This is a genomic window from Pseudacidobacterium ailaaui (assembly GCF_000688455.1).
GTDB lineage: Bacteria > Acidobacteriota > Terriglobia > Terriglobales > Acidobacteriaceae > Pseudacidobacterium > Pseudacidobacterium ailaaui.
In genome coordinates, this window is record NZ_JIAL01000001.1 from 978,545 (window position 1) to 997,922 (window position 19,378).

General features: G+C 59.6%; 11 protein-coding genes. 8 read left to right on the plus strand and 3 right to left on the minus strand.

What is annotated here, in order from left to right; genetic code table 11:
- Positions 1–5 precede the first annotated feature (5 nt).
- Positions 6–1,268 carry an efflux RND transporter periplasmic adaptor subunit gene (locus tag N655_RS17255; protein ID WP_049961245.1) on the minus strand — a complete coding sequence of 421 codons (1,263 nt, stop codon included), beginning with the start codon at positions 1,266–1,268 and terminating at the stop codon, positions 6–8.
- Positions 1,269–1,521: 253 nt separating this feature from the next.
- Here N655_RS17255 and murC point away from each other — a divergent pair, with 253 nt between their 5' ends.
- Together murC and hpnI are read left to right on the plus strand one after the other, a co-directional pair.
- Entirely contained in the window at positions 1,522–2,880 is a 1,359-nt protein-coding gene (gene murC, locus N655_RS0104440; RefSeq protein ID WP_026442024.1) for a UDP-N-acetylmuramate--L-alanine ligase, read from the plus strand.
- Positions 2,881–3,052: 172 nt separating this feature from the next.
- Positions 3,053–4,264 (plus strand): bacteriohopanetetrol glucosamine biosynthesis glycosyltransferase HpnI, encoded by a 1,212-nt coding sequence (gene hpnI, locus N655_RS17260; protein WP_238324485.1) that lies wholly within the window; start codon positions 3,053–3,055, stop codon positions 4,262–4,264.
- A 26-nt stretch (positions 4,265–4,290) separates the two neighbouring features.
- Here the strand turns inward: hpnI and N655_RS0104450 are convergent, their stop codons facing one another.
- Positions 4,291–6,252: an ArnT family glycosyltransferase gene (locus N655_RS0104450; protein ID WP_026442025.1), complete on the minus strand. Its 1,962-nt coding sequence runs from the start codon at positions 6,250–6,252 to the stop codon at positions 4,291–4,293.
- A 110-nt stretch (positions 6,253–6,362) separates the two neighbouring features.
- Here N655_RS0104450 and N655_RS0104455 point away from each other — a divergent pair, with 110 nt between their 5' ends.
- Positions 6,363–7,244, plus strand: coding sequence for a CHAD domain-containing protein (locus tag N655_RS0104455; protein ID WP_026442026.1), 882 nt, complete (start codon positions 6,363–6,365; stop codon positions 7,242–7,244).
- Here the strand turns inward: N655_RS0104455 and N655_RS0104460 are convergent.
- Complete coding sequence (locus N655_RS0104460) at positions 7,241–9,070, minus strand: hypothetical protein (protein ID WP_026442027.1); 1,830 nt, start codon at positions 9,068–9,070, stop codon at positions 7,241–7,243. The two genes, N655_RS0104455 and N655_RS0104460, sit on opposite strands and share 4 nt — an antisense overlap.
- 295 nt (positions 9,071–9,365) lie before the next feature.
- On the opposite strand from N655_RS0104460, the gene N655_RS0104465 reads away from it, so the two are divergent.
- From N655_RS0104465 to recA, 5 genes are all read left to right on the plus strand, one after another.
- Positions 9,366–11,189 carry an ABC transporter ATP-binding protein gene (locus tag N655_RS0104465; protein ID WP_044933960.1) on the plus strand — a complete coding sequence of 608 codons (1,824 nt, stop codon included), beginning with the start codon at positions 9,366–9,368 and terminating at the stop codon, positions 11,187–11,189.
- A 95-nt stretch (positions 11,190–11,284) separates the two neighbouring features.
- Positions 11,285–15,757 carry a glucoamylase family protein gene (locus N655_RS17265; protein WP_049961246.1) on the plus strand — a complete coding sequence of 1,491 codons (4,473 nt, stop codon included), beginning with the start codon at positions 11,285–11,287 and terminating at the stop codon, positions 15,755–15,757.
- An 81-nt stretch (positions 15,758–15,838) separates the two neighbouring features.
- On the plus strand, positions 15,839–17,062 hold the full coding sequence (locus N655_RS0104475) for an MFS transporter (protein ID WP_049961247.1): 1,224 nt from the start codon (positions 15,839–15,841) through the stop codon (positions 17,060–17,062).
- A gap of 59 nt (positions 17,063–17,121) precedes the next feature.
- On the plus strand, positions 17,122–18,111 hold the full coding sequence (locus tag N655_RS0104480; protein WP_049961248.1) for an ROK family protein: 990 nt from the start codon (positions 17,122–17,124) through the stop codon (positions 18,109–18,111).
- Between the two features lie 184 nt (positions 18,112–18,295).
- Positions 18,296–19,375, plus strand: a complete 1,080-nt coding sequence (gene recA / locus N655_RS0104485) for a recombinase RecA (RefSeq protein ID WP_044935210.1) — start codon at positions 18,296–18,298, stop codon at positions 19,373–19,375.
- Positions 19,376–19,378 lie beyond the last annotated feature (3 nt).

Below are 19,378 nucleotides of genomic sequence, written 5' to 3' on the forward strand. Positions count from 1 at the left end.
GCAGCCTACTGCCCCATCATTCCATTGTTGCCGTTCTCACTTGGCTGCGCCGGAGGGTTGTGGGTCATCGGGCGCGGATCCACTTTGGTGCCCTCACGCAGCTTGTCTGCGCCATCGGTCACAATCTGGTCGCCGGGCTTAAGTCCGCTGGCAAAGATGACAGTCGTCCCCTCGGTCACATCTACCTTGACCGGCTGTATGGCCACGGTCTTGTCCGCTTTGACCACCCAGACAAAATCGCCGTTGGTGCCGTGCTGTACGGCCGCAGCAGGAGCGGTAATTGCATCCGGTCGGTTTTCAAGAATGAGATGGATATTCACGAACTGGTTCGGAAACAGCTGCTCTTTTTCATTCTGGAAGACTGACTTCAGCTTGCCGGTCCCGGTGGTGGTGTCAATCTGGTTGTCGGCCGTAAGCAATTGTCCGCGGGCGATTAAGATCGTGTCAGACCGGTCGTAGGCTTCGGCCTGGAGCGCTTTGGCCCCTGCCATCTTGGTGAAGACCCGTGGCAGCTCATCTTCCGGCAGCGTAAACAAAACGGCGATTGGCTGGAACTGGTTGATGATGATCAGATTGGTGGTGTTGGCCGTCACCACGTTTCCCGGGTCCACCAGTCGAAGACCAATTTTCCCGGTGATGGGCGATGTAATGTGGCAATACTGGACATTGAGCGCGTCTGCGTCAATCGCCGCCTGGTCGGCCTTGATTGCACCCTCATAATTGCCGAAGTTGGCAGCCTGCGCATCCAGCGTCTCCTTGGATACGACCCCCTGGTCATACAGGGCCTTGTAGCGGTTGTATTCGGCCTGTGCATTTTTGAGCTGCGCCTCGTCCTTGACCAGTTGGCCCTTGGCCTGGTCGAGCGTGGCCTGATAAGGGCGCGGATCGATCGTCATCAGTTCTTCGCCCTGATGCACGTCCTGCCCTTCCTTGAAGTTGACACGAACAAGTTCGCCGGTAACGCGGGGCTTCACGGTGACTGAATAGTACGGCGTGACCGTACCCAGCGCGGTGACATAAATCGGCATGGCCTTCTGCTGTACGGTCGCCACCTGTACAGGGATGGCCCGGTTGGCCAGGGCCGCCTGCTGAGCAGCGGCCTGCTGATTGGCCTTGTCATTGGCGGTGATAATACGCCAGATGATGAATCCTACAACGCCCACCACCAGCAGAAAAATGATGGCAGTGCGAACACGATGATGCGAATGCGGTGGGGGGGCCGCGGGCACAGTCCCCGTGCTAGGCTGCGTGGTTTGCGCGGACGGCATATGTTCCGGTAACTTTCCTGATAAAACGTTACACGCAATAAAAAAAGCGGTCTTTATAGCGACGAACCAGCAGCCGGAAAGGTTTCCTGCTGGGACTGCAAATCCATGAAAACAGAACAGCGAACAGGTTTCCTTGGCGGACCGGCGCTGACCAGACCATTGTATGCAAACCCGGCCCTCAGCGTCACCCTGCGGCAGCGGGGACTTTGTTTCATCCGGGCGGCGCCCTGTAAGGTAATAAAAGGCTTACGGCATGTTCGCAAAGGCACAACGAGTACACTTTATTGGTATTGGCGGAATCGGCATGAGCGGCATTGCCGAGATCCTGCTGAATTTGGGTTATGCCGTCTCCGGTTCAGACCTGCGGCGGTCCGCCATCACGGAACGGCTGGCCACGCTTGGGGCCACCGTCTTTGAGGGCCACGCGGCCGCCAATGTCATCGGATCTGGCGTCGTGGTCACCAGCTCAGCCGTGCAGGAGAACAATCCTGAGGTGGCCGAGGCGCGCGCGCGAAAGATTCCCGTCATCCAGCGCGCCGAGATGCTGGCCGAGCTGATGCGCCTGAAATACGGCATCGCCGTGGCCGGGATGCACGGCAAGACCACAACGACCTCGATGATTGCCACGGTGCTGGCCGCTGGCGGCCTGGACCCGACCGTGGTCGTCGGTGGCCGCGTGGATGCTCTCGGCTCGAATGCGCGGCTGGGAAAGTCCCAATATCTGGTAGCAGAAGCCGACGAAAGCGACCGCTCCTTTCTGAAGCTCTCGCCCATTCTGGCTGTTGTGACCAACCTGGACCGCGAGCACATGGACTGCTACCGGGACATGTCCGATGTGGAGGACGCCTTTGTCGCCTTCATGGACCGCGTGCCCTTTTATGGAAGCTGTGCCGCTTGTCTGGATAATCCGCAACTGGCCGCCATTCTGCCTCGGGTGCGGCGGCGGGTCTTTACCTATGGCACGGACCCCCGGGCCGATTTTGTGACCCGAAGGCTGGCCGACAGGCGTTTTGAAGTTGCGGCCAACGGTCAGGTCTTTGGCCCATTTGAACTTCGCGTACCCGGTCACCATAATGTTTTAAATGCCACTGCGGCCGTCGCCATCGCCGCACAGCTTGAGATCAAACCGGAAGCCATGATCGAAGGGCTCAACGGTTTTCGCGGCGTGGACCGCCGCTTTGAGATCAAAGGATGCGAGCGCGGCGTGACCGTCATCGACGATTACGGACACCACCCCACAGAGATCCGGGCAACCCTGCGCGCGGCCCGGGAATGCGGCTATCGCAAAATACACGTCATCTTCCAGCCCCACCGCTACACCCGCACCCGCGACCTGATGCAGGAGTTTCTCACCGCATTTGAAGATGCTGACTCTGTGGAAGTACTTGACATCTATGCCGCCAGCGAAGGGCCGCTGCCCGGCATCACGGCAAAAGCACTGGTCGAGCAGATGAAGCATCCGCAGGCCCACTACGCCGCCGTGCCCGAGGAAGCCGTCCGATGCGCTGCCGCCAGGGCCGGGGAAGGCGATGCCATTCTGACGCTTGGGGCTGGAAATGTTTCGCAACTGGCCCCGGCGGTCCTGGAAAGCCTGGCGGCATCCGGGACCTGAAACAGGTTCAAGCGCAGAACAGGATACTGCTGCGCCTCGGATTCTTCTGGCGGCAGATGAGCAAAGCTATCGGACCGGACCTCTCCCGCCTGGCTTTGCCCTGAGGTCCGAAGCCTCCCATGGAACTTGTTTTCAAAGACATCGGCTGCCCTGCTGCTGTAGGCTGAATATAGTGGTTTCAAGACACATTTTCGATTTTCTGATGGGGCTGGGAATTCTTGGACTCATCAGTTCAACGGTCTTTCAGGGTATGGTCTTTGTCGGGGCCGCGCGTTTCCTCCGGACCCGAAAGAAAGCGCCGGGGCCCTCCGGGTTCTGCCCACCGGTAAGCCTGCTGAAGCCACTGCACGGCGACGAGCCCAATCTTGAGGCCCATCTCGCTACATTTTTCGAGCAGGACTACCCGCACTACGAGATTCTCTTCTGCGCGCGCCATGCCAATGATCCCGGCCTGGCAGCGGCGCGCCGCGTCGCCGCGCGTTACCCGCACATTCCGGCAAAATTTCTCTCTACCGGAGACCGGACCTATATCAACGCAAAAGTCTCGTCCCTTGAAAAGATGGCCGCTGCGGCCGGCACTGACCTTTTCATCATCAGCGACAGCGATGTGCGAGTAGACCGGAACTATGTGCGCGAGGTGGTGGCGCCCTTTGCGTGCGAAGATGTAGGCGTTGTCACCTGCTTGTATCGTGGTGAGGCCAGCGAAGGGCTTTGGTCCAAGCTGGAGGCCGCAGGCATGTCCATTGAGATGACGTCCGGCGTTCTGACCGCCAACATGATGGAAGGCATGAAGTTTGCTCTCGGCCCGACCATGGCCGTCCGCCGCCGCTGTGTGGACGAAATCGGGGGCTTTGGCCGACTTGGCCCTTACTGTTCTGACGATTTTCTGCTGGGCAACTGGGTGGCCGCGCACGGCCATAAAGTGGTCTTGTCAGGCCATGTGATTGATCACGTTGTGCTCAACCTGAGCTTTGAGGCGTCCATCAAGCACCAGATTCGGTGGATGAAGTCCACGCGCTTCTCACGTCCTAAGGGCCATTTTGGCACCGCCCTGACCTTTGCCGTTCCCTTTGGACTCTTGTGCTTCCTTTCCGCAACACACCTGGGGATACCGCATCTCGGCTGGCTGATGCTGGCCTGGAGTATTGCTGCCCGCATGGCAATGGCCGCTGCTGTAGGCTTCTGGGTCGTCAGGGAACGCAACCTTTTGCGGACCACCCTTCTCTACCCTTTGCGCGACCTGATGGGTTTCTTTTTCTGGGCAGCCAGCTACACCAGCAGCCACGTGGTGTGGCGAGGGCAGGTCTACAAACTGGCCAAAGATGGCCTGATGCTGCCTGCATCCGATGGCGCACCGGAACGGGAACCAGCCGTCACGACATGATGCCGCCGCAATGGATGGCCCAGCCTCTACAGCGGCCGGTCTGTGTAGAGCGTCTTGTCTGACAATTCCTGCAGTTTGTAAAGGCGTCCGTGCAGCAGTTCCTCTACATGGCTGTTGGATTCTCCGGGGACAAAGAGAAACTTGCGCGGCCCTGTGCCCCACATGCCAAGCAGGTCTTTGTCCTCCAGGAAGATGTGCGGAACGTCGGGATAGCATGAACCCCAGATCATCGAAGAGCTGCGCCCGTTTACCAGGAATGCCTGCTTCTGCGTATAAAAGATGACTGACGATCCGTCTGCCTGGTCTCCATAGAGAATGAGCTGGTCCCCGGGTGCAGCCAGACGGTTGATGGTGTCCGCCATGGCGCGCGATGAAAGCATCGGCTCAAAGCGCACAAAAGCCAGATGGGCGGCGATGAGGAATACGGCCGCAGTAAAAGCGACCGAGACGGTGGCTTCCAGGGCGTGTCCGCGTTTGCGCAGAAACCACGCAATCAGCGGGCCGACCAGCAATGCGGCAGCGGCCAGCGCTGCGGGCAGGCGAAGTGCAGCAAAGGAAGGCCCGGTGAGGTCAAACAGGTGCGAGGTGGCAAGGGAGTAGTCCCCTACGCCGCGATGTGCCAGCAGGGTGCCGATGTCAGGCACATAGGGCAAATTGCGGCTGCTCCAGAGTCCGGCGGCCAGCGCTGCGGCGGCCGCGGCGCCGACCACAGCAAAGGCCGCGTGCGCGCCGATGAGCCATTTGCTGCGGTTATGGATCCAGCGTCCGGCCTCAGGTGCCTCTTCGATGGAGGCCAGGGCACCGGCGGTCAACACCAAAAGTGGAAAATAGGCCGGCCAGGTGTAATATTCCTGGTTGGTTGAGATCGAAAAGAACACGAGAATAAAAGCGGCATAAAGCAGCAGCAGCAGTCCGGTGCGGGCCCGGAAGCGCACCTTTGCGGCCATGCTGGCGGCCTCGTATGCGGTACTCCTTGGATCCAAAAAGTGCAAGGTATTGGAGGCGTCGTAGCGCACATCGGCCCAGGCGAGGCGGCGATTGCGCCAGGCGCGGCGCAGGACCACAGGAAAGTAGAGGCTCCAGGGGAAAAGCCAGGCCAGTTGGCCAATCCAGAACACCCAGAAGGGCTGCTTGTTGTAGTCGTGCGGATAGCGCTTGCCCAGGAAGCGCAGAAAATGCTCGTTGATGAAATAAAAATAGAAAAAGCCGTGTACGTGTCCGGGCGTGGGGACATTGCCGACAGGATTCCCTTGGTCCGGATTGCGAAGGCCCGCCAGAATGTGCCACGGCGCGGCAATGGCCAGAAAGAGCAGGAAACCGGACAAAAGACGAAGTTGCCGCCACTTGCGCCATTCACCCGTGATGATGAGGTACGGAAGGACCGCGGCCACAAAAAAGACCGGCGCAATCAGCCCTTTGGCAAGGACAGCAATCGCCAGGGAAACATACATCAGATAAATACGCGCAGGGCGACGGTCTTCAAGCCCGGTCAGAAAACAGTAAAGGGCCAGCGCAATAAAAAACGTCAGGATGGATTCAGGAATAAAGAAGCGGGTCCACAGAAAGACCCCCAGGCTGGTCAGCATTCCTAGCGCAGCGTAAAAAGCGGCGCGGTCTCCATAGGCACGTCGTGCCCAAAGCCACGCGAGAATGGCGCAGGCCAGCACTCCGAGCGTTTCCGGAAGATGCGTGGCGAATACGTTATAGCCAAAGAGATGGTAGTCCACCGCCACCATCCAGTAGGGCAGCGGTGGCTTTTCAAGATAACGCACTCCGTTCACATACAGCGTGACCCAGTCGCCGCTTTTTGCCATGTGCTGCGCAGCATTGGCATGGGTCGCGTCGGCGTCGTCCAGCAGAGAGGGCGAAAATAGCGCGGCAAAATGCACCGCAATGAAGACCAGAAGAAGCAGCGTCCAGCTTTTGGCCGGAGAAGAAAGAAGCGCAGGTTTGCGAGGATGGTTTCCAGGCAAAATTGATTCAGCCATGATGGTCCCGAATCTTTAGAATAGCAGCGGTCCTCGTGTAATTTACCGCAGAGGACGCAGAAGAGGCCCCAACCGTGTCCGCTCAACCATCTGCGCACACCACAAGTGCAATGCTGCATCTGCGGCCGCTCATCGCCACGCTGCGCAGCAATCTGCAAAAGTGCGCTGATGATCCGGCCTTGGACCCTGTGCATGATCTACGCACCGGGACCCGTCGCGTTCAGGCACTGGTGGAGGCGTTGCTGCGCGAGCAAAGCGACGCTGCACTGCAGCAAGCTGCTGACCGCTGGCTCCGGCTGCTTAAGAAACTGCGGCGGGCCGCGGCGCCGGTACGCGATCTGGATGTGCACCGCAAGCTGCTGCATTCCCTGCTCCAGCAACCGGCCAGTCCGGCCCTGGATGCTAGGATTGCGCGGCAGGCCCATACCCTGGACGCCTGGCTGCACCATGCCCGGCAGCACCATGCAGCCAGACTGAAGAAGAAGGCGGCCAGATGGATGAAGAAATTTGATGAGGAAGCTGCTTCTTTTCTGGCGGCATGCAACCACTCTGCGCAGACACGCCGCCGGCCCCAAAACACCGCAGCACTCGCACTGGAAGCATTTGCACGATTGACAGAGCAGATGCCCCATCTCCATGCTGAAAATCTGCACGATTTCCGCAAAGGTGCAAAGAAGTGCCGCTATCTCGCCGAATCCGCAGAAGAGGATGCTCAGGCACAGATGACGGCAAAAGCGCTCAGAAAACTACAAGACGAGATTGGCAAATGGCATGACTGGCTGGTGCTGGCAGAAGAAGCGCAGAGCGCACTGGATGGGGAGGGCCATGAGCTGCAGCGCTGGCTTGAAGAACAGCGGGACCGCCATTTTCTTCAGGCCATGAAGGCCGTGCAACGACTGCGCGGAAAGCTGCTGGGAGAATACCTGGCGATGGCGCACCAAAAGAAAAGGGCATCCCGGGGTCCGGGATGCCCTGTCGGGGAGGCAGGTTAAGGCATGTAGTAACGGAACGAGGTTTCGATCACGTTGTCATTGCCTTTAGGAATGCCGCCTGTGCCGGACCATCCATAGCGCTCAAAGTAGCTGTACTGAATGGCCTGACGGAAGCGACCTTTGGGCCCTTTGTAAAAGTCATACCAATAGCCGAGAGTGAACTCCTGGATGTCTTTGGTCGGGCTTCCGCAGGCGCTCGAAGTCGGCTGATAACCAGGCTGGGGTGAAGTTCCGGGGACCTTTTCGACTCCACAACCGGAATCATTGATAAAGGGCGAGCCGTAACCCACGGTCCCTGCGCCGGAGGCAAAGTAGCGGCGGTAGGCATAGTCTCCACCATAGTTGAAGTAGACATCAAGTCGGGGAGAAGCATGGAAGACCGCAGTGCTGAGGGCCGAGAAGCCATGCAGCAGAGCAAGCTGTCCGTCTGGACGCACTGTGGTGTCCGGCAGAGTCGAGGAGCCATAGCGGCCTACGCCGTCGCCCCACAGCCCGCTGATTCCCAGATCAAAGTATTTGCTGGCAGGAACATAGAAGCTGCCGCCAATGCCGCCGCCGACAGTCGCGTCATTGTACGCCCCTGCTCCGGAGGTGGAACTGGGATAGACGCGGTTGCGGAAGAAACGCGAGATGCCAAAGAGTTCGTAGTGTCCAAAACCCTTGGGCTCAAATACGACCTTGGCCAGCAGGTCCGGGGCCAGGTTGTAGGAATAAGTGGTCAGTGGCCCTGTGGCCCCGCCCGTGGCTGAGGTGCCCCCTGCACCGTTGTACAAACCGCCGCCGTTTCCTGTCTGCCCAACCAGATAATTCGTCGGGCACGAGACGCCGGTCCCTGTTGCCTGGCAGCTTGGGGTCAGCGTCTGTGCATTTTCAACAGAGATACCGGCCCAGAGCTGCTTGTCCATGAAGCTTTTGACCACGCGGGCCCCGTACTGGCGTGCCCACACAAAGCCGACGTTATACTGCGGATCGATGGTCTGCGGCAACAGCTCGGTACGATTGATAATCCCCTGTTTGTTCTGCGTCGCCAGGGACCACTGCTGTCCGGCCGTAAAGATCCATCCGTTGCTGGACTCTGCCTGCGCCCACAACTGACGCTGACGCAATACATAGCTGTTGCTCTGGTTGTTATTGGAGGTGACGCCGGTCCCCAGCCAGTCCATCTCATAGTAGCCGCGCAGGGCCCAGGTATCGAGCTTGCCCTCGGCCAGCAGCGCCAGGCGTGACTGACGGCCAGTGCCGAAGAACTCGCTCATGGCGGCATTGTCCGAACCCTCATAGGGGATCGAGTTGAACGGAGTGTTGATGTCCGCACCCAGCGCACGGTTGCGATAGACCGTCGCGGCTTCAATAAAGCTGCCCTGCGGAGAGATCGTGATCCCCTTGTAATGGAGCGCGTCCGGGTTCTCGATCTGCTTTTTCACCTGCGTTTGCTGCTCCTGCACGGTGGTCACAATGGACTGCGTATTGGTCTTCAGGTCAGAAACAGAACTCTGCAGCGTATTGACTGCCTGCGTGTTTTCGCTCACAGCAGCCTGCTGGGCCTGGGCGGCCTGTTCAGCCTGGGCAGCGGCGGCCTGCGCCTGGGCTGCGGCATCCTGCGCCTGCTTCAGTTGAGCATCACGGTCGGCAAGTTGCTGCTTCAATTGCTCAATCTGGGAGTTCATCTCCTGCCGCAGCGACTCGATCTGCGATTCCACCGAGGGCCTGGCCGGAGCAGCCTTCTTCGCCCGGTGGGCCTTGCTGGGAGCGGCAGTCTGGGCATGCCCTGCAATCAGTGCTGAAGCAAGCGCCATGCCTGCCAGCACCTTCAGATGTGTTCTCATTTGGCCTCTCTTCACAACGTTCGGTCCTTACACCCCACCTCCCCTGACGCACATGCGCGCACGCCTGATGAGCGATAAGGAAAGGCCGGAGTTCCTCTTCAGCTTCCCAACACGGTGTTAAAGAAAAGAGAATGGAGTGTGAATAGACTGCGAAAACCAGCCGGTACCAAGGCCTTTGGCCCTTTTCTGTAAATTTTGTGTTAAACAACGTTCCGACAACGATTTGCATCGAAACACATGTTTCCTCTCAGGATGCAATCAAACTACAACGCTGAAGCAGGGACCTGATTTGCCCATGGAGCAGAAAGAGAAGCAAAGACTGGAACATGCCTGGGGCGACCGGCTCCGCGCGCTCAGGAATGTGCCCCATGTGCTGAAGATCCTTTGGGAATCAGGGCCCTCTGTTGTCGCATGGGGACTGGTCCTGCGCGTCTTTGTCGCGCTGATGCCCTGGGCCATTGCCCGCGTGGCCGCCTGGATCATGAATGGCGTCGAGCGCTCCCTTCGCCACCAGGGGCTGCCCGAACGCTTCTGGTGGGTGGTCGGACTCGAAGTCACCCTCGCCGTCCTCACCGGAATTCTGACCCGGACCATTGATTTCTTTGACTCGCTGCTGGCCGACCGTTATACCCATCACGTCAGCATTGAAGTCATGCGGCAGGCCGCCCAGCTTGACCTGACCACATACGAAGACCCGCTCTACTACGACCGGCTGGAACGCGCCCGTGTGCAGGCCACTGACCGGCTGGTGCTCATCCAGCAACTGGGCCGTCTCTTTCAGCAGGCCATCACCACCCTCATCTTTACCGCCACGCTTCTGTATTATTCGCCGTGGCTGCTTCTGCTGCTCGCCCTGGGCGTGCTGCCCTCGTTCCTGGGCGAGACGCATTATGCCTTTCTTGGATACGCCAAGAACTACCGCCAGACGCCTCTCAAACGGCTGATGGACTACCTCCGGCAGGTTGGCGGCAGCAAGGAAGCGGCAAAAGAGCTGAAGCTCTTTAATCTGAACGAGTATCTGACCAACCGCTTCGCCGGACTTGCTGAGCAGATTTACAAGGAAAACATCGCCCTCTCGCGCAAAAAACTCATTGGCGGCGGACTGCTCGGCATCCTCAGCACCCTGGGCTACTATGGCTCCTATGCCTATGTCATCTGGCGCGCCGTGCACGGATATTACAGCATCGGAATCTTCTACTTCATCACCAACGCCATTGTGCAGGCCAGCTCCAACCTGCAACAGGTCTTCTCGACGGCTTCAGGAATTGCCGACCAGGCCCTCTTCCTTACCGACCTGATTGGCTTCTTTGAGATGAAACCCACGGTGAGGTCCAAGCCGGGCGCCCTGCCGGCCCCGCGCCCTATCCGGACCGGGTTTGAGTTCCGCAACGTCTCCTTTGCTTACCCGGGCACCGAGCGCAAGGTCCTCAAGAACTTTAATTTCACGCTGCGCCCGGGCGAACGCATTGCTCTGATTGGCGAAAACGGCCAGGGCAAGACCACGGTGGTCAAGCTGATCACACGCCTTTACGACCCCACCGAAGGCCAAATCCTGCTGGATGGCGTTGACCTGCGGGAATATTCGCTGGAAGACCTGCACAAAGAAATCGGCGTCATCTTCCAGGACTTCATGCGCTACGAAATGACGGCGCGGGAAAATATCTCGATTGGACGAGTGGAAGTTCCGCACACACAGGCAGAAATCGAGAGCGCCGCGCAGAAGAGCCTGGCCGCCGGCGTCATTGCCCGGTTGCAACATGGATACGACCAGGTGCTTGGACGCCGCTTTGAGGGAGGGGTGGACCTTTCCGGAGGCGAATGGCAGAAGATCGCGCTCGCCCGCGCCTATCTGCGCGATGCGCAGCTTCTGATTCTCGACGAACCGACCGCCGCCCTGGACGCCCGCAGTGAGCTGGAGGTCTTTGAGCGCTTTGCAGAGCTGACCGAGGGCAAAATGGCGCTGCTGATTTCACACCGCTTCTCCACCGTCCGCATGGCCGACCGCATCGTGGTGCTGGAGGGTGGCAGACTGGTTGAGGAAGGGAACCATCAGCAGCTGATGGCGCTGGGCGGACGCTACGCAGAAATGTTTGAAATGCAGGCAGCAAGCTACCGGTAATTCTGAAAGAAGTTCGATTCCGGCCACAAAGTCGTCCCGCATGATGACCCCGGGGCCGGAGAAAGCCACATCGTAGAAAGCAGTTACAGGAACGAATGGCAGAAGACATTACATCCGACCTTCACACAACGCAAACTTTCCCCGGACTACGCGAGGCCGCGCATAACGCCGTGCAGAGCTGGCAGGTGACCCATCGGCCCCAGGGCAAAGGTGGTTTTACACGGCGCATGGAGGCCGCGCGCGATTCCCTTGAGCTTTTATTTGCCAACCTGGAAGCCTACAAACCAGGGCCAGACGCAGGACCGGACCCGCTGCTTGAAATCCGCGAAAATCCTCGTCTCTTCCGGGCCGTGATCCTGGAGGCCTTTTCCCTTCGCCGCAAAGTGGAGCATCTGCCGCGCATCGTCACACCTACCGGTGAAGAGCCCCGCGCTGCCGCCGTGGCGGCGGCATTTCTGGATGCTGCGCATTTTTCCTGGTCGGCCGAGGCACTGCTTGTTTTCCTCGATGAAATCCAGAAGGGCGACGCGCTCGGTCTGGAAGAACTTTGGACGCTTCCCACCATGTTCAAGCTGCTGCTGCTTGAGTGGGTCCTCTCGCAGGCAAGCGCCCGCCTCCAGGCCCCCGGCCCAGGCGTGACAGGCCCCGCCGACATGCTGCGCGCCCGCATCCAGACACTCCGGGACATTGGTTTTGCCGACTGGGCGTCCCTGATTGAGCAGTCCGTTGTTTTTGAACCGGTCCTGCAGCAAGACCCCGCACAGGCCTATGCCTGTATGGATTTCGACAGCCGCGAGCAATACCGCAAGCGTGTGGCCGAAATCGCCCGTTTTGCAGAGGCCACTGAGCTGGAGGTCGCCCGCTGCGCGCTGGAGATGGCCCGGGAAGCGCAACAGCAGCAGATCCCAGACCCGCGCCTGCACCTGCGCCGCTCACACATCGGTTATTACCTTATCGACAAGGGATTCCGTGACCTGGCCCGGCGCGTCCATTACAGCCCGCCTTTCCTGGAGCAGTTACGGATCCGCTTGCAGCGCAATGCGGACGATTTTTATATCGGCTCCATCGAAGTGCTGACGGTCCTGCTGATTGCGGCCATTCTGCTTCCTCTGGTGCCCACTTATCCCATCTTCGGCGGACTTGCGGTCGCTTTCGTTCTCATGCTGCTGCCGGTCACCCAGGGCGCGGTGGATTTAGTCAACAACACAGTGACCCTGCTCTTTAAGGCGCGTGCCCTGCCCAAGCTGGACTTCAGCGCAGGCATTCCCGCCGAGTATGCCACGCTGGTGGCCGTTCCAACCCTGCTCCTCAACGAAAAGCAGACCCGCGAACTGGTGCAGGACCTTGAGGTGCGTTTCCTCGCCAACCAGGACCCTCATCTGCATTTCGCCCTGCTGACGGACCTGCCTGACTCGATTACACGTCCGCGCGAAAATGACACCGACCCGCTGGTAGACCTTGCCGTTTCACTGATTCGCGACCTGAACGAACGCTACAAATCGCCCAAGCATGGATCTTTTTTCCTGCTCCACCGCCATCGCCTCTTTAATGCCAAACAGGGCGTCTGGATGGGATGGGAGCGCAAGCGGGGCAAGCTGCTGGACCTGAATAAATTTCTCCTGGGCACCTTTGACGCCTTTCCGGTCAAGGCAGGCAATCTGGAAGTACTGAAGCAGGTGCGGTATATCATCACGCTCGATTCCGACACACAGCTTCCGCGCGGATCGGCCCATGCCATGGTGGGGGCCATGGCGCATCCGCTGAACCGCGCCATCATTGATCCCGAGCGACGCATCGTGACAGATGGTTATGGCATTTTACAGCCGCGTGTGGGGGTCAGCGTGCATTCCGCATCGCGGTCCCGCCTGGCCTCAATTTATTCCGGCCAGACTGGTTTTGATATCTATACCCGCGCCATTTCTGACGTGTATCAGGACCTCTACGGCGAAGGCATCTTCACCGGGAAAGGCATCTATGAAGCCGCCACACTGCACGCGGTCCTGGACCGCCGTTTTCCTCGCAATGCGCTGCTCAGCCATGACCTGATTGAAGGCGCATACGCACGCGCGGGCCTGGCCACCGACATCGAAGTCATTGACGATTATCCTTCGCACTACTCGGCTTATACGCGGCGGAAGCACCGCTGGGTGCGGGGCGACTGGCAAATTGTGCAGTGGCTCTTTTCCCGCGTTCCGGACGAGTCCGGACGCTATGTGCGCAATCCCATTTCGACCATTTCGCGCTGGAAGATCTTCGACAATCTGCGCCGTTCCTTAGTCGAGCCGATGACGATGGTGCTGCTGGTCGCCGGGTGGATGGGGCTTCCGGGCGGTCCTCTTTACTGGACCCTGGTGACTCTGCTTCTACTCTTCCTGCCCCCCTTCGTGCAGCTGCTCTTTAGCGCGGCGCGCGCGCTCGCCAGCGAACAGCAGGGGGCCCTGCGCGAGGCCTTCCTCGGCTTCCTGCAAAGTGCCTTCATTGCCCTGCTGAACCTCATCTTCCTGCCCCACCAGACCCTGCTTACCGTGGACGCCATCGTCCGCTCCCTGGTGCGGCGCTTTATCACAGGCCAGCGGCTGCTTGAATGGGAAACAGCGGCCGAGGCAGAAACAGCGGCAAAGCGCACGACACCCGTAGACCGTTATCTTGCTCTGATCCCTCTGTTTACGATCCTGCTGGCGGTCATCATTCTGGCCGTCTCTCCTCTCGCGCTGCTGGTGGCTGCACCCATTCTGCTGTTATGGGGCTTTTCCGGCGGCATCACTTACTGGCTCAATCAGCCTCCGCGCGATGAAGCCCGCCGGTTGTCAAAGAGCAATGAGGCCTTTCTGCTCGAACAGGCGCTGCGCATCTGGCGCTACTTTTATCAATTTGGCGGGGAAAGCCATCACTTCCTCATCCCCGACAATGTGGAAGAGGATGGGCTTTATGAGGCCGCCCGGGTGTCGCCTACCAACCTTGGGCTGCTGCTGAATGCACGGCAGGCCGCTGTCGAATTTGGTTTTCTTACAGTACCGGAATTTGCCGCACTCACTCATTCGAGCTTTGCCACCATGGCGAAGCTGGAAAAACACCGCGGACATCTGCTGAACTGGTACGACACACGCACCCTCAGGCCCTTTGAGCCTGCTTTTGTCTCGACCGTAGACAATGGCAACCTGGTGGCCTCCCTGTACACGCTGCGCGGAGGGGCGCTCTCTGTGCTCAAGACGCCTTTGGTCTCCTCCCGGCTGTTCCAGGGCCTGCATACCTTTTCCACCCTGCTGCAGAAGGAGACCTCTGGCCTGGAGAAGGGCCATGCTGCGCCTCCCGGGCCCTCCGCAGCCGCCGAAGCATGGATTGCCTGGATCATGCAGGCAGACCCCGAAGCCTGGAGCAAGCTGCCGATCAAGGAAAAAGGCGATCCCTGGTGGGCCGCAGAGATGCAGGTACGGATTCGCGCCGCGCAGACGATCGTGGAAGACTACATGCCTTGGCTGCTGCCCGAATTCGCCCCACTGCGCTCTGTTGCTCAACTGGGCCTGCGCGAGGACACCATCTTTCCTGCGTTGGAAGACGCAGCCGCCTTTGCCGACCAGCTCATCTCCCGTCTGGGGCGGGCCTGGGCTACCGATGAAGAGGCTGACAGCAACCTCTTTCTTGGGGAAAAGCTGCGCACGCTTCTGCCTGCCGCCCGCGAACGTCTGCGCGGGCTCGAACAAAGCATTCGGGCCATCGCCGAGGAGTCTTCCCGACTGATTGATGAGATGGACTTCTCCTTTCTGCTGCAAAAAGGCAGAATGCTGCTTTCCATCGGCTATGATGTGGCCGCGCAGAAAGTCCATACTGCCTGTTATGACCTTCTGGCCTCGGAAGCGCGCATCGCGTCCTTTGTCGCCATTGCAAAAGGAGATGTGCCGCAGCAGGTCTGGTTCAAAATGGCCCGCATGCATACCATGGCCTATGGCCGCATGGTGTTGCTCTCCTGGACCGGGACCATGTTTGAATACCTCATGCCAGCGCTCTGGATGCGCAGCTATCCTGACACCCTGGTCTCACGCAGCCTGTGTGCCGCCGTCAAGGTACAACAGGCATTCGGACGCGAACATCGTATTCCCTGGGGCATCTCCGAATCCGGCTATGCCGACAAGACAGAGGACGGGCACTATCACTATCAGGCATTCGGCATTCCGCAGCTTGCCCTGAAATACGACGCCACGGCCGGACCGGTGGTCTCTCCCTATTCCACCTTCCTTGCTCTGGGAGTGGACCCGGCCGAGTCCATCCGCAACCTGCACCGCATGGCCAGCCAGGGATGGGTGGGTGCCTTTGGTTTTTATGAAGCCGCCGACTACATCCATTCCAGAAAAAACCCGCAGCTGGCGCGGGAATGGATGGCGCACCATCAGGGAATGTCTCTGCTCGCACTGCTGAACCTGCTGCACGAGGATGCAGCCAAGCAGTGGTTCCACGCGAACCCGGAGCTCCAGGCCACCGAGCTGCTACTGCACGAAAAACCCATCAGCGAAGCGGCGTTGAAGCACGAATACCAGCAATTCTCGCCGCGGAAGCTGAAAAAGGCCGGTTGACGAGACGCAGGACCCTGTCGTTCCCGGACGGAGAAGCTACCACGCATTCTTTGCACTTTCTTTCATCGAATACACTGAAGATTGGAAGACACAGAGACCATCGTTCCGGAAGCACCGGTTGAGCTGCACCCCCGGCACCGCAGCCTGTTGCCATTTTTGGGCGTTGCCTGCGGTGTGAGCGTTTCCAATATTTACTACAACCAGCCGCTGCTGCTGGAGATGTCCCGCAGCCTGCATGTGGAGCACGGCAGCATGGGCTCGGTCGCCGTGGCCACCCAGGTCGGCTACTCCCTCGGCATCCTCGCCTTTGTCCCGCTGGGCGACGTGGTGGAAAGGCGCGGCCTGATGGTCCGTCTTTTTGCAGGAATTGCCTGCTCGGCGCTGCTCTGCGCCTTTGCGCCGACCCTCGCGGTCCTGATTGCGGCCAGTGTCGCCATTGGACTGATGGCAGCGGTCACACACGTGATTGTCCCCATCGCCCCGGAGCTGGCCAGCGATGAGGAGCGCGGACGTGCCGTGGGCACGGTGATGACTGGCCTCCTGCTTGGGGTGTTGCTCGCCCGGACCGTTTCCGGCTGGATCGCCTCTTTTCTGGGATGGAGGACGGTCTTCTTCTTTGCCGCCGCGGCCAGCCTGACCTTTGTTCTGCTGATGGTGCGCCGACTGCCGAAGCTGCCTCCCCATACACCACTGCCCTATCGCGATGCGCTGCGCTCGCTGTGGACCTTGTGCCGCACACAGCCCCTGCTGCGTGAATCGGCAATGCTGGGAGGCCTGGCCTTCGGCGCTTTCAGCGCCTTCTGGACGACCCTGGTCTTCCTGCTTGGTTCGCACCACTATCGCCTGGGCGCAGGCGTGGCCGGCAGCTTTGGTGTACTGGGTGCTACGGGAGCACTGATTGCTCCGGTGGCTGGACGGGTAGCAGACCGGCATGGCTCGCGCGCCGTCGTCACTCTAGGGCTTAGCCTGCTGGCCGTCGGGTTCTGCATCCTCTGGCTCTTTGGCTACCACATCGCCGGACTCGTGGTTGGAGTGGTCGTGCTTGATCTGGGGATGCAGGCCAGCCAGATCGCCAACCAGACCCGCATCTTCGGCCTGGAGCCCGGAGCGCGGGGCCGCATCAACACCATCTATATGACGGTGTACTTCCTGGGAGGATCGCTCGGCTCTTTGTTTTCCACCATTGCCTGGGCACACTGGGAATGGAGCGGCGTCTGCGCCCTCGGCCTCATCATGCTGGCCCTGGCCGCCCTGCTTCATGCCACCGGTGTGCGCACCCAGCCGCCAGTCCCGCTTCCTGCCTGAGGTTGTCGTTCCCGGGGAACCATGCCGGGCTTTCCTGCGTATCTCTCGATAACGTTATCATGTACACTATGGCTGGCATGAACACCTTCTCCATCGGCGTGGACCTGGGCGGCACCAGTCTGCGGGTTGCAGCTTTTACTCAGGACTGGGAACGTCTCAGCGCCATTTCCATGCCCACCCGGGTGGATGCCGGCCCAGAAGCCGTGCTGCAGGATATGGTCTCCGCCATCCGACAGCTTGTGGCGGAACATCAATCTGGTCGGGAATGGGTTGGTACCGGAGTTGGATGTCCGGGGCCCCTTGAGCTTCCCTCAGGACGGCTGCTGACTCCGCCGAACCTGCCCGGCTTTGAGGGGCTGGAACTGAAGACTGAACTGGAGCGGAGGCTGGGATCTCCAGTCCTTGTGGAGTGTGATGCCAATGCCGCTGCACTGGCTGAGTGCCATGCCGGCGCCGGAAAGGCATTCGGGACCCAGTCGCTCTGCATGTTGACTCTGGGCACAGGCGTGGGAAGCGGCATCATTCTGGACGGACATGTCTGGCATGGCTTTGCCGGAATGGCTGGCGAGGCGGGACATGTACCTGTATACCTGGACGGGTTGCCCTGTGGATGCGGCAGCCGGGGTTGCCTGGAACAGTATGCCTCAGCCACTGCCATTGCCCGGGCCGGAAGAAGCCTGGCCGTGGCTGGCCCGCACCATGGACAAGACCCGGTAACAGCACGCAGTCTGGCCGAAAGCGCCTGGGCGGGCGATGCGGAATCTGAAGAAATTTATCGAAAGGTAGGACAGGCACTGGGCATCGGGCTGGCCAGCCTGGTCAGCACCCTGAATCTTCCTTTGTATGTGGTAGGAGGAGGAGTCGCGGCGGCCTGGGACCTCTTTTCGCCCGCCATGTTCGCCGCGATGGAGGCCCATAGCTATATCTATCGTTTGACAAAGCCTGCAGATCCCAGCATTCCTGAGAAAGGACGTACGACAGTGGTCCCGGCCCGGCTGGGGCCAGATTCGGGCCTTCTGGGGGCCGCCATGCTGCCCTTTTTTGCATAAAAAACCTGCCTCGTGGTGGACTTGGCCCGCAACCGCACGTTACTATAGTTTTTGATTTTTGTTCGCCCGGGCCGCCCCGCGGAGTTTCAGTGCTAGAATTGCCTCAACTTCATACAGAATTTGGGCAGAATTGGCGCATTTTCCCTGCGAAAAGGCGCAAAACACAGGGCATGGGAGAAGGATTGTGGCAGCAGATGACCGTACCCGCGCAGTAGAACTGGCGCTTTCACAGATTGAGAAACAGTTTGGCAAGGGCTCAATTATGCGCCTTGGCAGCAAGGAGGCCGTGGCGCCTGTCTCCACCATCTCTACCGGCTCGATCTCCTTTGACGCAGCACTCGGTGTGGGTGGAGTGCCCCGGGGACGCGTGATTGAGATTTTTGGTCCGGAATCCTCAGGAAAAACTACGGTCACGCTCCAGATCATTGCTGAAGCACAGAAGCAAGGCGGGATGGCGGCCTTTGTGGATGCTGAACACGCACTGGATCCGGTCTATGCGAAAAAGCTGGGCGTGGATGTGGACAACCTGCTTGTCTCGCAGCCCGATTACGGGGAGCAGGCGCTGGAAATCACCGAGGCGCTGGTCCGCTCCGGTGCCATTGACGTCCTCGTAGTGGACTCGGTCGCAGCTCTGGTCCCCAAGGCCGAACTGGACGGCGAGATGGGCGACTCGCATGTGGGACTTCAGGCGCGTCTGATGTCGCAGGCGTTGCGCAAACTCACGGGCACGGTCTCCAAATCACGGACCTGCCTGATCTTCATCAACCAGATCCGCGAAAAGATCGGGGTGATGTTCGGCAATCCGGAAACGACGACCGGAGGCCGCGCGCTCAAGTTTTACTCCTCTGTACGCATTGATATCCGGCGTATCTCCGCGGTCAAAGAGGGGGAAAACGTTGTCGGCGCACGGACCAAGGTCAAGATTGTAAAGAACAAGGTGGCCGCACCCTTCCGCGAGGCCGAGTTCGACATTCTTTATGGCGAAGGCATCTCGCGTGAAGGCGATGTTCTGGACCTGGCGGTAGCAAACAATATCGTCGAAAAGTCCGGCGCATGGTATAGCTATGCGGGCGAACGCATCGGTCAGGGCCGGGAAAATGTACGCCAGTACCTGAAAGACAACAAAGAAACCTTTGCCCGCATTGACGCTGAACTGCGCCAGAAGCTTAAGATAGCCGCACCCGCTCCGGCAGAAGTCCCACCCGTCCCGGTAAACGGTGCAACCGCCGCGCAGGAAGCGGTACGGGGCGCGAGACGGCAGTGATTT